The 13,559-nt window shown below is 54.4% G+C and carries 10 protein-coding genes; 2 read left to right on the forward strand and 8 right to left on the reverse strand.

The features are described from left to right. Positions 1-96 precede the first annotated feature (96 nt). A complete protein-coding gene (locus RDQ42_RS01160) occupies positions 97-903 on the forward strand; it encodes a hypothetical protein (RefSeq protein WP_054331797.1) in 807 nt (268 codons plus the stop codon). A 575-nt stretch (positions 904-1,478) separates the two neighbouring features. Here the strand turns inward: RDQ42_RS01160 and RDQ42_RS01165 are convergent. The 6 genes from RDQ42_RS01165 to thrS all read right to left on the reverse strand — a co-directional run bounded on the left by RDQ42_RS01165 (position 1,479) and on the right by thrS (position 9,650). After that, positions 1,479-2,012, reverse strand: a complete 534-nt coding sequence (locus tag RDQ42_RS01165) for an amidase domain-containing protein (protein WP_054331796.1) — start codon at positions 2,010-2,012, stop codon at positions 1,479-1,481. 94 nt (positions 2,013-2,106) lie between these two features. Continuing rightward, positions 2,107-2,589: a 23S rRNA (pseudouridine(1915)-N(3))-methyltransferase RlmH gene (rlmH, locus tag RDQ42_RS01170; RefSeq protein ID WP_054331795.1), complete on the reverse strand. Its 483-nt coding sequence runs from the start codon at positions 2,587-2,589 to the stop codon at positions 2,107-2,109. 14 nt (positions 2,590-2,603) lie between these two features. Further along, a complete protein-coding gene (locus tag RDQ42_RS01175) occupies positions 2,604-3,395 on the reverse strand; it encodes an MBL fold metallo-hydrolase (RefSeq protein WP_071428020.1) in 792 nt (263 codons plus the stop codon). 245 nt (positions 3,396-3,640) lie between these two features. Continuing rightward, positions 3,641-4,924, reverse strand: a complete 1,284-nt coding sequence (locus RDQ42_RS01180; RefSeq protein WP_071428018.1) for a UDP-N-acetylglucosamine 1-carboxyvinyltransferase — start codon at positions 4,922-4,924, stop codon at positions 3,641-3,643. A gap of 676 nt (positions 4,925-5,600) precedes the next feature. Then, positions 5,601-7,388: a M23 family metallopeptidase gene (locus RDQ42_RS01185; RefSeq protein ID WP_231358179.1), complete on the reverse strand. Its 1,788-nt coding sequence runs from the start codon at positions 7,386-7,388 to the stop codon at positions 5,601-5,603. Positions 7,389-7,745: 357 nt separating this feature from the next. Continuing rightward, positions 7,746-9,650 carry a threonine--tRNA ligase gene (thrS, locus tag RDQ42_RS01190; protein WP_231358221.1) on the reverse strand — a complete coding sequence of 635 codons (1,905 nt, stop codon included), beginning with the start codon at positions 9,648-9,650 and terminating at the stop codon, positions 7,746-7,748. A gap of 650 nt (positions 9,651-10,300) precedes the next feature. Between thrS and rny the strand changes: the two genes are divergently transcribed. Beyond that, complete coding sequence (rny, locus tag RDQ42_RS01195; RefSeq protein WP_071428447.1) at positions 10,301-11,842, forward strand: ribonuclease Y; 1,542 nt, start codon at positions 10,301-10,303, stop codon at positions 11,840-11,842. A gap of 77 nt (positions 11,843-11,919) precedes the next feature. Here rny and RDQ42_RS01200 read toward each other — a convergent pair whose 3' ends face one another. Together RDQ42_RS01200 and RDQ42_RS01205 are read right to left on the reverse strand one after the other, a co-directional pair. Next, positions 11,920-12,858: an alpha/beta fold hydrolase gene (locus tag RDQ42_RS01200; protein WP_231358178.1), complete on the reverse strand. Its 939-nt coding sequence runs from the start codon at positions 12,856-12,858 to the stop codon at positions 11,920-11,922. Positions 12,859-12,881: 23 nt separating this feature from the next. Continuing rightward, a complete protein-coding gene (locus tag RDQ42_RS01205; RefSeq protein ID WP_054331787.1) occupies positions 12,882-13,340 on the reverse strand; it encodes a hypothetical protein in 459 nt (152 codons plus the stop codon). Positions 13,341-13,559 lie beyond the last annotated feature (219 nt).

The following is a 13,559-nucleotide window of genomic DNA, read 5'->3' on the forward strand; positions in this document are numbered from 1 at the left end:
TGCACAAACTTTCCGTTAAATCAATCACAGCAGAGCTGTGCCATCTGTGTAATGTTATGGTGGAAAAATTGTTGGGCGACGAAAGGAGGGTATCCTATGAAACATCCAAAACTGCGGCTGTTGGCCGTTTTGGCTGCGGTAGTCCTGACTGCTGAAGCGCTGTTTGTCCCCGCTATGGCAGCGGATTCCTTGGAGCAAAACATCAAAAATACCCAGGGCTTTTTCGCGGAAAAACACTCCGCCCCCATCTGGCTGTTCCAGCAGGTCAAGGAGCGGGAGGGCAGTGTCCTCACCCTGTCTGACGATTTCTATTCGGTGGAGTTTAAAAGCGAGGACATTGGCCCCCTTGATCCCAAACTGGAGCGGTATGACCTGAACATGGTCCGGCTCACCGGAGAAAAAGACCTGAAATACGCCAATGAGGCCGTGGGTGAAAAAACCCCAAAATACTTGCTCCGGGTCTCGGACGGGGTCAATTTCCCTGGCAAAGCCACCTTCACCCTGGTGGACTGCCACTTTCGCCCCAACTCTACCCTTCACGTATATGAAGCGCATGAGGATGGCACCTTTACCTTTTTACAGGACACCACAGTGAGTATGAACGGCGATGCCTCCTTTGCCCTTACCAAGGGCGGGGATTACCTGGTGACCTCCCGGCGGGTTGGGGAAAAATTGCCCATGTTTAACTTTGAGCGCCCCACTTTGACCGAGCTCACCGAGCTCCTCACCTTTACCGATACCGATACGGAAAATCAATACTTGTTGGGTGAAGTAACCACCTGGGAAGAGTATTTTGCCAACTACCAGGAGCCGGATTTCCCCTACGATATCGAGTATGATTACCTGGAAGAGGGCCTTTCCTACAGCTATGACCTGGACCACTGGTCCAACCGCAGAGACTAGCGTACACAAAAAGAACCGGGGTATCCGCAGTGGATGCTCCGGTTCTTTTTATTGGGGGAAAGGCTGAGCCGTGGCGGTCAACCCCAACGCGAAAAAGGCCCTGGACCCAAAAGCACATTTAAGGGGGGCCGAACCACCCGTGGCACAGGCGAAGTCAGTACGGTCAGCATCAGCTGACTGTGCCCCCTTAAAAATTCCCCTGTTCCTGGGATAGTATCATATAAAATTATGTATTTGTCTCCGGTTTGGGTTCTTCCAATAAAATTGTATCATGAAAAAGAGAAAAAAGGCGAATATGCGACCACTTGGTAGCAGAGTAGAAATAACTTTGAATATGCCCCGCGAGGGCATCCGCGAAAGCGGAAAAATCCCTCGCTCGAGGCGTGGAGAGCGAGGGATTTTCCGAGCGTACCAATTGTTGCGAGAAGTAGGGGGGGCCGGGGTCTCCCCGGCGAGCTTTCGTCCCTTTCTCTCATTTTAGAAAGGGATCGCGGTGGTTTGGGGGCGTGCAACGCCCCATAAAATCAGTTTCAGGATGGAATCTTGAATGGGGTTAGGGGCCGACAGGAAGGCCCCTACGATCCGGGCACCCACACCTTTTCCAAAGAGCGCACCCCCAAGATGTGCAGGCAGCGCATCTCCTCAATAGCATAGGTGGAAAGGGGGCGGTTGTCGCTGTCAATGCTATGGGCCGCCACCAAGGTATTCCTCAACGTGGCGGGATTTCCCCGGGAAACCACCACTGGGCTGTGGTGGAACACCCTTCGGCCGGTGAGACGCAGCTGAATGACATCCCCTGGCTCCACCTGTTCCAGCGGAACCTCATCGGCATAGGGGCCGATTCCCCGGTTCTCGGTGAGGAATTGATAGAGGTAAATCACACCCGTCCATGCCGGGGCGCGGTGGTGCAGGTCGTAGTAATACCATCCGTAGGTGGGAGTGGGGTTCATCACCCCCGCCCCTGCATAGATGCACTGGGAGGCAAAGTTGGTGCAGTCGCCCCCCAGCTCTTCAAAATCGGTAAAGGCGGGGTTGCGGCCAAAGGCCCATTTATGGGCGTACTGCACAGCAAGTTCTCGGTTGTATGGACGGTGGACATATTCTTTCATCGGTCCCTTCCCCCTTTCAAACCATCCTATGCCAGCGTGGGAAGGGGAGTTCCCGGGCAGAAAAAAAGCCCCGCTTGGGGCTTGTGGAAAACTCTTATTTGTGGTACCGGGTCCCGGCTTGAATGGAAAAGGCCCGGTAGATCTGTTCCAGCAGCATGACCCGGGCCAGCTGGTGGGGAAAGGTCATTTTGGACATGGAAAGCTTCATCCGGGCGGCGGCTTTCACCTGGTCGGAAAGGCCGCAGGAACCCCCAATGACAAAGGCGATGCTGCTCACTCCCTGGATGGAAAGTTCCGCCATCCGGCCTGCCAACTCCTCGGAAGAGAGCTGTTTTCCCTCGATGCAAAGCATAACGGGGTAGCATCCAGCCGGCAGTTTTTGAAGGATCCGCTTTCCCTCCTCCTCCATCCCCGCCCGGATCTGGGCTTCGCTGGGGCGGTCCGGCAGCTTGTATTCCTCAATTTCGGTGATGGTCAGTTTGCAGAACGCCCCCAGCCGTTTTTGGTATTCAGCACTGGCCTGCCGCAGGTAACTTTCTTTCAACTTCCCCACCGCAAGAATGTGGACAGACAGCATCTTCCCTTCCCCCTTTACAAAATCATCATCTCGCCGGGATCACACCGCGGCGCCACCGACAGGAGGTAATCCTCCCCCAGGCGGCAGCCGGCTTCCTCCAGGGTTCCACGGATGGTCTCATAGGCCAATTGGGGCAGGTTGTTCTCCTTGCTCAGATGGCCCAAAACCACCCGGGTCGTCCCTGTTTTGACCAGCTCCTTGGCCTCGCAGGCACAGAAGTCGTTGGAGAGATGCCCCATATTCCCTTTGATCCGCCGCTTGAGGGAATAGGGATAGGGGGAGGTGATCAGCATCCCCTCGTCGTAGTTGGATTCCAGCAACACCAAATCGCAGCCGGAAATCCCCGCATGCACCTCCTGGGAGACATAACCCAGGTCGGTGGCAATGCCGATTTTGCGCTCATCCGGGGTGTATATCCGGTATCCAGCGCTTCCCAGGCTGTCGTGGGAGGTCTCAAAATGCTCTATGTACAGTTCCCCCAGGTCAAAGCCCAGAGAAGGCAACGGGTTCAAATCGGCACCAGGGGGGACAAGGTCGTTCTGTGCCAGGTATTCCATGGATTTTTCCGGCCCGAACACCGGGATGGGCAGCTTTTTGAGCAAGACTTTCAGCCCTTTGATGTGGTCCACATGCTCGTGGGTGATCAAGATTCCCCCGATGGCCTTCAGGGGGATCTCCCGCTGGGCCAAGGCGGTTAAAATTGCCTTGCAGGAAGCTCCTGCATCCACCAGGACGCCGCCTTCGGCGCTGCCCACATAGGCGCTGTTTCCGCTGCTGCCGCTGCATAGGGGACAAAAACGTGCCATGCTCTTCCTCTTTCCACCAGGGGGCCTGGACGCATAGCCGCGCCCTCCCCCTTTTTTGATTCCTCCCGCGGGAAGGCCACCCATCCCCCGGGCAATTTTAACGGGAAACCGGGGCGCCGACGGCGCTTCCGATCCTCCGCTCCCCAATCTGGGAATCCCCCTTGGGGACAGCTCTGAATAAAACTCCAAAAAAGGATCGGATCATCTGCCCAAAAACAGATCATCCGGTCCTTTTTCACCGTATGCTACAATGCTTTGGCCATCGCGCCCTCTACCACGTCGATCTTTTCGATGTCCGCACCCAAGGCGACCAGCTTGTCCACAATGTTTTCGTAGCCCCGTTCAATATAATGGATGTCCTCAATATAGGTGGTACCTTGGGCCATCAGCCCGGCGATGAGAAGGGCTGCCCCCGCCCGCAGATCGGTGGCTTTCACCGGTGCGCCGGAAAGGGATGGAACCCCTTCCACCACAGCGACCTTGCCATCCACCTGAATTTTTGCGCCCATCCGCTTGAGCTCATCGGTGTAGCGCATCCGGTTATCCCAGACCCCTTCGGTGACGATGCTGGTGCCCTGGGCCATGGTGAGCATAGCGGTCATCTGGGGCTGCATGTCAGTGGGGAAGCCGGGATGGGGCATGGTCTTGATGTTTACCTTTTCAATGGGGGCTTCCCGCCGCACCCGGATGCTGTCGTCGTATTCGATGACCTCCGCCCCGGATTTGACCAGTTTATCGGTGATAGATTCCAAGTGTTTGGGAATGACATTTTTGATAAGGACGTCACCGTAGGTGGCGGCGGCGGCAACCATATAGGTGCCCGCCTCAATCTGGTCCGGGATGATGGAATAGGTAGTGCCGTGGAGGATATCCACCCCATGGATTTTGATGACATCGGTGCCAGCGCCCCGGATATCTGCCCCCATGGAGTTGAGGAAGTTGGCCAAGTCCACAATGTGGGGTTCTTTGGCCACATTTTCCAGGATGGTGAGGCCCTTGGCTTTGACTGCCGCCAGCATGACGTTGATCGTCGCCCCGACGGATACCACGTCAAAATAGATGTGGGATCCCAAGAGGAGATCGGCCTTGGCGTTGATCATGCCGCCGTCGATGGTGACATTGGCGCCCAACGCTTCAAACCCCTTGATATGCTGGTCAATGGGCCGAACGCCGAAATCGCACCCACCGGGCATGGAGACGCTGGCCTCGTTGCAGCGGCCCAGCAGAGACCCCAAAAAATAATAGGAAGCCCGCATCTGCCGCGCCATTTCATAGGTGACGGTGGGCTCCACCAAATGGGTGGTGTCAATCTCCACTGTGGTTTTGTTGAGAATGCGGATAGTTGCACCCATCCCCTCCAATATATGAAACAAATTGGTCACATCACTGATGTTGGGAATATTTTCAATCACACAGCGATCCTTGGCCAAAACCGTAGCGGGTATGATGGCGACGACGGCGTTTTTTGCACCGCCGATGGTGACCTCTCCCCGCAAGGACGCGCCGCCTTGAACGACAAACTTCTCCAAAGCGTTTACTCCCTTTCCATATAGAAATCCTCTGCCTATAAAACTGGCAAAAAAACAACCCCTTTGGCTACAAGCGCCAACAAGCGCCAAAGAGAAACAAGAAAAAACAAAAAATCGGATTTGTATCTCGCTGGGTCTTCGCAGAAAACAAACTCTTTCTGTCGTTATTATATCACCGCGGCAGGCAAAATAAAAGCCCTCGGGAAATTTACCGCCAATCTGCGCCTTTTGTTTCATAATTATTCCCGCTCGGTGACATTTCTTAGCTAACCCATCCAAAATTATGTAAAAAAATAAGGTTAATCAGACATTTTTCACAATATAATTGGGTTCAACTGGCAAAACCATTTTCTTTCCTCTAGCACCATAATGCCCCTTCCAAAATGGCCTACAATTTCTCCTCACGGCTCTGTGGCAACTAGTATTATAGCAACCTTTCCGAAAAATTTCTACGAAATTTCGTCTCGTCCTGCTATTTTTTATTGATTGCCATAGGAGATTTATAAAGTGACCATGAGGCATCTCTGGAGGATCTTTGAAACCGCAGTGTTTGTCCAACCAGGCCGGACATATACAGGATAATCAAGCGAACAGAATTTTTTTAATTTTAATACTTTGCCCCCGCCCAGGCAGAAAAATACGGCGGGAAAAGCCCTTCCCGCCGTATTTAAGTTTGTTAGCCGATGTATTGCAGGGGATCCAGATACCGGCCATTGTTGATAATTTCAAAATGGCAGTGGTTTCCGGTGGCCCGGCCGGTACGCCCCATAGCCGCAATCAGCTGGCCCTGCTCCACATAATCGCCCGGATTCACATACAACTTGCTGTTGTGGGCATACAAGGTATACAGGCCGTTTCCATGGCTGATCTTGACGTAATGACCATATGCGCCGCCCCAGTATTGGGCGGTGACTACCTGCCCAGCAGCCGCTGCATAAATAGGGGTTCCCGGCTGGCTGGCAATGTCCACACCGGTGTGGCCAGAATATCCCCAGATTCTACAGCTGACATAACCGCCGTTTCCGCCAACCGGCCAGATAAACCCGCCATTGTTGGTGCCTCCGGAGGTAGGGATGTAGGAGAGAGGTTTATTTCCGCCTACGATCACCTTCTGTGTCACTGGTTCTTTAACTACCCGGCTGTCTAGGACAATCCGTTCGGTCTCCACGCCGTCCACATAGGTGATCTGGCTGGTTACTTCTTTTTCACCGGTTTGTCCCTTCACCGAAACTTTGGTAAAGCCCTCGTTGTAGCTGTTGTCAGTGACCTGTTCAATCTCATAGGGAATATCCTCAGTTTCGGTCACTGTCTTGGTTACCTGAACCCCTAAGAAGGGGACTGAGCGGGAAATCAAAACCTCCTGCCCCACAAAGAGCTCAGTTTCAATCTCCGGGTTAAGCTCTTTCAGATCGGAATACCGCATGTCATATTTCTGCGCGATCAGGGTGGGGGCATCCCCCTTCTGCACGGTGTAGATCCGCTCCTCCGACTCATCCTTGTCCAATTCGGATTCAATGTTGCGCAAATCCACAATAGAGGTGAGAGGATACAAGCCTTCCCGAACCTGCACGTCTTTGACAAAACTGACCTTTTCATCCTTGGCGCCGGTGCTATATTCCTCCAAACGGGCATTGAGATTCTCCAATAGGGAATCGCCGTCAGTGGTGGCGCCCATGAACTGGTTGTCGATATAAAGGCCGTAGGCTTCTTGAAGCTCGTTGCCGGAGGACTCGATCAGCCGGTCGGTCAGATCGTTGGTGGAGATGATGTCCTTATCGTTTACAATTGCCATGGTGAAGCGGGGAACTGCATCTTCCGGCTGGATATAATCCTCGTAGATGATACGCTTCTTCATCTCCGCCTGGGCCACTTCAAAGTCCGCCTCGCTGCGGACATAGCCGACCACTTTGCTGTTGTACTCCACCTTCAAGCCAAAGGAGAAACTGTTCACCGTGGTAATGGTGACAAACAACAAAGCCGCCGCCCCCAAAGGGGCTACGTAGTTGAAGGTAATCCCCAGAACTTTGCGGGTCTCTGCCCACAGTTCCTGGCTGGTTGCAGCCAAAAAGCTTTCCATCTGGTCGCCGCCTTGGCTCTTAGCGGAATCATACTCCGCCCGCAGTTCCTTCACCCGGGCCCTGAAGGCACGAACCGGCGAGAAAAACTCCTGTTCCAAGGTGCGACGCAAGCTAATCCTAGCATAAGCGGCCCGCTCCCGGGTCTCTGCACTCTGTTCCAGCAGCCAATCTTGGGCATCCAGCACCGCAGCGACAGCATGGCGGCGAATCCGCTTGCCAAAGCGCATCAGTTGAACGCCGGTGTAGTAACTAAGCCGGTACAGCCGGTCTTTATAGTTGACAAGCCATTTGGACTTATTGTCGGGGGAATGTGTGTTATCTGCCTTTTGCCCCTCACCGCTCTCGGCCTGGCCATCGCCTTGACCGCGCACGAATTTGAGAGCCATCGGCATCAACCCCTTTCCTTCTGTCCCATTGGACATTTTTTCACTTCCTGATTATAGCGCAAAAACCTGTTAAAATCAAGGTTTGGGGCTCTGTTTGTTACTATTTTACAACCAAATCGCCTGATATCGTAACAGAAAATACACAATTATTGTGCAACATCAATAAATATTTGCCAACTTTTTATTCTTAACAAGTTGGTAGACTCCTGTGCTCCAAGGATATTTTCCCATGGCTGTATCTATCTTATCCCCAAGATATGAACAAATTTCCAGTTTTGCCTGAAATCTGGATGAAAAAACAAGAGCCCCGGGGGATGTACTCCCCTGGGGCTCTTCTATACCTATTTATATAAGGGATTACTGCGCCTTAGAATCGATCTCCACTTTGATGGCACAGAGGAAATCCTCCAGGGTGCTGACACCCTTGTCGCCATCGCTGCGGGAGCGGACCGAAACGTTGCCCGCCTCCTCCTCTTTGTCGCCTACAATCAGCATGTAGGGGACCTTCTCCAACTGGGCTTCCCGGATCTTGTAGCCAATCTTCTCATTGCGCTCATCCAGCTCCACCCGCAGGCCGGCGTCAAACAGCTTCTGGTAAACGCCTTTGGCATAGTCCATATGCTTCTCAGAGACAGGGATCACTTTGACCTGCACTGGAGCCAGCCACATGGGGAACGCGCCGGCAAAATGCTCGGTGAGGATGCCGATGAACCGCTCAATGGAGCCAAACAGCACCCGGTGGATCATGATGGGGCGGTGCTTCTCGCCATCTGCGCCGGTGTACTCCAGGTCAAACCGTTCGGGCATCTGGTAGTCCAGCTGGATGGTGCCGCACTGCCAGGTCCGGCCCAAGCAGTCCTCCAGATGGAAGTCGATCTTGGGGCCATAGAAAGCGCCGTCGCCCTCGTTGATCACATAGTCGCGGCCCAGCTCTTTCAGGGCATTCTCCAGGGCGGAGGTTGCCTGCTCCCACTGCTCCAGGGAGCCCATGTGGTCCTCGGGCATGGTGGAGAGCTCCACATGGTACTTGAAGCCGAACATGGAATAGACCTCATCGATCAAGGCGGCAACGCCTTTGATCTCGTCCTTGATCATATCCTCGGTCATAAAGATGTGGGCGTCGTCCTGGGTGAAGCAGCGAACCCGCATCAGGCCGTGGAGGGCGCCGGAGAGCTCGTGGCGGTGGACGATACCCAGCTCACCCATGCGCAGGGGCAGATCCCGATAGGAGCGGGGCTTGCTCTTGTAGACCAGCATGCCGCCGGGGCAGTTCATCGGCTTGACAGCGTAGTCCTCCCCGTCGATGACGGTGGTGTACATATTGTCTTTATAATGGTCCCAGTGGCCGGAACGGTGCCACAGCTCCTCGTTGAGGATGAGGGGGGTGCGGATCTCCAGATAGCCGGCCTTGCGGTGCAGCTCCCTCCAGTAGCCTTCCAAGGTATTGCGAAGGGCCATACCCTTGGGCAGGAACACCGGGAATCCGGGGCCTTCCTCAAAGATGTCGAAGAGCTCCAGCTCTTTGCCCAGTTTGCGGTGATCCCGCTTTTTGGCCTCTTCCAGCATCTTCAGGTGCTCTTCCAGCATAGAAGCCTTGGGGAAGCTGATGCCGTACACCCGGCACAGCATCCGGTTGTTGGCGTCGCCGCGCCAATAGGCGCCGGTGCACTGGGTCAGCTTGATGGCCTTGATGGGGCTGGTATTCATCAGGTGGGGGCCGGCGCACAGGTCGGTGAAATCGCCCTGGCGGAAGAAGCTCAGCTTCTCCCCTTTTCCAGCGTGCTCCTCGATCAATTCGACCTTGTAGGGGTTATCCTTCATCAGCTCTTTGGCCTCGTCGCCAGAGAGCTCAAACCGCTCCAATGCTTCCCCTTCCTTGACGATCTTCTTCATTTCGGCTTCGATCTTCTCCAGGTCTTCTGCCACAAAGGGCTTCTCCACGTCGATGTCATAATAGAAGCCGTTGTCCACCGCGGGGCCGATGGTCAGTTTAGCCTCGGGATACAGGTGCTGCACCGCCTGGGCCAACACATGGGCGCTGGTGTGCCAGAATGCCTTTTTGCCCTCGGCGTCCTCAAAGGTGAGGATGGACACATTGGCGTCGCTTTCGATGGGGAAGCGCAGGTCCCGAAGCTCGCCGTTCACTTTTGCAGCGCAGGCGGCTTTGGCCAGGCCGGCAGAGAGGTCTTTTGCGATCTCAATAGGGGTAATCGGAGCCTGGTACTCCTTGGCGACGCCGTCTTTTAAGGTGATGTTGATCATAGTTCGCTCGCTCCTTTTCACAAAAATTCTATCCATAGTCTGCGGTTTTTATTTCAAATCATCCTCCCCCTGGGGGGGGAGCCCTTGCATCTTTGCGGGAGGATGAAATAAAAAAAGCCCCATCCCGCGCAGAAAACACGGGATGAAGCAAATGCTCCACGGTTCCACCCGAATTGCAGGAAAACACCCTGCCCCTCGTAGACTGGGTAACGCTGTCACGCGGCGCGTTTGGGGACAAGCCTTAATCGCACTCTCAGAGGTGGTATCTGCCATTCCTTCCATAGACGCGCTTTCAGCCGGTGGCGCTTCCTCTCTGGTATGGTTGTTTGGGACGGCAACGTCCTCATCAACGATTTCAGTTCTTATAAAAATCCTCAGCCTTTGCTGATTACTGTGTATCATACCACCGGGGTAGAGATTTGTCAAGGCCAAATCTTTGGCGGTTCCATCCATTTTAAATGCCCCGTCCATACATTCACCTTGACATCACACCCACGGAACGGTAAAATAGAAATAGCGTTTTTTTAGAGTGGAGGGCTATGGCCTGTCCCCATGGCCCACTGGTTTTTGAAAATGCTACCCTGATCTATATTACAATATTCAATTTCCAAAATTCAAACAAAGGAGGTATGAAACATCGTATGGGCGACATGACAATCTATATCGGTATCATTGCGTTTGCTGCCGGCTTGATTATCGCCTTTCCCCTGGGCGTGAAATATAGAAAACGGATCGCCGAAGCTGAACTGGGCTCCGCCGAAGATGAGGCGAAGCGGCTGGTCAGCGAGGCTCTGAAAACAGCAGAAAGCAAAAAGAAAGAAGCAATTGTCGAAGCGAAAGATGAAATCTATCGCATGCGAACTGAGACCGAAAAAGAATTAAAGGACCGCCGCAGCGAGGTATCCCGACTGGAGCGGCGCATCCAGCAGAAGGAAGAATCCCTGGACCGCAAACTGGAAAACCAGGAGAAGAAAGAAGAAGCCCTGCAAAAGAAGATGACTGAGGTGGAGGAGCAGCTTAAAGAGGCGGACCTGGTGAAAAAACACCAGTTTGAGATGCTGGAGAAAATCTCCGGCTACACCGCTGACCAAGCTAAGGAATACCTGCTCACCAACCTGGAGAATGAACTGACCCATGAGAAGGCCCTGAAGATCACCCAGATCGAACAGCGGCTGAAGGATGAAGCGGACCAGAAGGCCCGCGAGATTATTACCCAAGCCATCCAGCGGTGTGCCGCCGACCATGTGGCTGAGGTCACTGTGTCGGTAGTCCCCCTGCCCAATGATGAGATGAAGGGCCGGATCATAGGCCGTGAAGGCCGCAACATCCGCACCCTGGAGACCTTGACCGGCGTCGACCTGATCATCGACGACACGCCGGAAGCCATCACCCTCTCCTGCCACGACACGGTGAAGCGGGAGATCGCCCGCATCGCCCTGGAGCGATTGATCCAGGACGGCCGCATCCACCCCGCCCGCATCGAGGAAATGGTGGACAAGGCCCGCCGCGAAGTGGAGCAGAAGATCAAGCAGGACGGCGAGCGCGCTGTCATTGAAACCGGCGTCCATGCCATGCATCCCGAGTTGATCAAGCTTTTGGGCCGGATGCGGTACCGCACCAGCTATGGCCAGAATGTCCTGGCCCATTCAGTGGAAGTCGCTCACCTGGCCGGCATTATGGCCGCCGAAGTGGGCGCAGACGTCAACCAAGCACGCCGCGCCGGTTTGATCCACGACATCGGCAAGGCCCTCACCCATGAAATCGAAGGCTCCCATGTGGCCATCGGCGTAGACATCGCCAAAAAGTACAAGGAAAGCCCGGAGATTATCCACGCCATTGAGGCCCACCACAACGATGTGGAGCCTAAAACCATCGTCGCCTGCCTGGTGCAGGCTGCTGATGCCATCTCCGCCGCGCGTCCCGGTGCCCGCCGTGAGAACCTGGAGAATTACATCAAGCGCCTGGAGAAGCTGGAGGAGATTGCAAATTCCTTCAATGGGGTGGAGAAATGCTTCGCCATCCAGGCCGGCCGTGAGATCCGCGTCATGATCAAACCCGATGTGATCAGCGACGATCAGATGGTTATCACCGCCCGGGAAATCGCCAAAAAGATCGAAGATGAGATGGAATACCCTGGACAGATCAAAGTCAACTTGATCCGCGAAACCCGTTCGGTGGACTATGCCAAATAGGAACATGCAAAAGCCCTTGGGATAATTCCCAAGGGCTTTTCTTTTTGCACTGCTTTTTTCAAGGCGGGCCTTTCCCTCTATTCCGCCAAATGGAAGTCCAGCCATCCCAAGACATCCTTATAGACCTCTTGTCGGTTGAGTTCGTTGAGCATCTCGTGGCGGCCATCGGGGTAGAGCTTCAGTTCCACATCCCACAGCCCGGCCTCATTGTACCTCCGGAACACCTGGGCTACCCCTTCCCCGTTTCCTCCCACCGGATCTTTGTCCCCGGAGAACAGGTAAACCGGCAGTTCCTTGGGGGTCCTTTGAAAGGTCTTTCGGCTGTTGGCCTGATGGTGCAGCCGCAGCAACGCCGCATAGGCGGAATTGGTGAAGGTAAAGGTGCAGAAAGGGTCGTCAATATACCGGTCTACCAGGTCATTGTCCCGGGTGAGCCAGTCGCTGTCGGTGCGGCGGGGCTCAAAGGCTCGGTTGTAATCCTGGAAGATCAGCCTGGTCAGCACAGGAGTCCGCTCCCGTTCCCCTGCCCTGCGGCTGAGAGCACGGGCCAGCTTCTCCCCCAGAGGGGCGGCGGGGTTCTTCCCCCCAGTGCCGCTTAAAATTAACCCTGCCAGGGTATGCCCATATTGGGCAGCATACACCCGCGCGGCAAAGGAACCCATGCTGTGGCCCAGCATGACACAGGGCAAGCCGGGGTGGATTTTGCGGACAATCCGGTTGAAGCGGTGCAGATCCTCCACAATCCAGCGGTCGCCCTCCATCCCCCCCATATAGCCCAGGTGGTCCTCATCTGGGCTGCTGTGGCCGTGGCCAATATGGTCGTTGCCGCAGGCGACATACCCGTGCTGCGCCAAAAAGCGGAGGAAGGGATCATACCGGCCGATGTATTCGCACATGCCGTGAGAGATCTGCACAATTCCCTTGCAATCCCCTTCCATCGGGGCATAGACCCAGCCTTTGACCAGACTGCGCCCGTTGCTGCTGGCAAAGGAAATTTCATCGACGCGGATTTGCATGACAATCGCTCCTTTTCATAGAATCAATTGGCGGCTTGCAGGGACCTGGCGCGGCCCGCCTCCTGGAGTTCCCCTTCCGGGGTGACGGTTAAGAAAGTGATATGGGTGAACTTCTCCCAAATCTGATAGAGGATGGAATTTTCATTCTCCGGCATGCCAGTGAGCACATAGGATGTTTTGTTTTCCTTCAAATAACGGATAATTGCCTTGGCTGGGTCAAGCTCATATAAGATTGACATACTCCCCCCATTTTCCTTGGTGACATCAAACAGGTGCTGCAATGCGGCAGGGTCCTGGTCCCTTCCCGGGTTGGCCACACTGATGACGTTTAAGGCGGTGTTGCTCAGATCTGCCATCACCCGTCCTGCCTTGATGATGCGGTCGCATTGAAATTGGTTGGTAACACAGACGACGGTGACCCTGCGCTCCGGCTCCAATTCATCCAGATTTTCCGGCAGATCGTAAAGAGGTTGTTTGTTCATGTCATTACTCCTTTTATTCGGATAAACCCCAGCGGCGACACAGGGGAAAACCGCATCTGCCCCTGGCCCGAAGGGAATGGTCGTCTACTCGCTCCATGGGAAAGAGCTTTGTACAAAGGTCATTTCTGTTTTTAGTATAGCGAATATTTGTGAATAAATCATGGAGGTAGCGCAAACAATCCGGCCAATTCCGGCAATCCTACAAACAATTGCTGCTTA

It is taken from the genome of uncultured Merdimmobilis sp., from assembly GCF_902471145.1.
GTDB lineage: Bacteria > Bacillota > Clostridia > Oscillospirales > Ruminococcaceae > Merdimmobilis > Merdimmobilis hominis.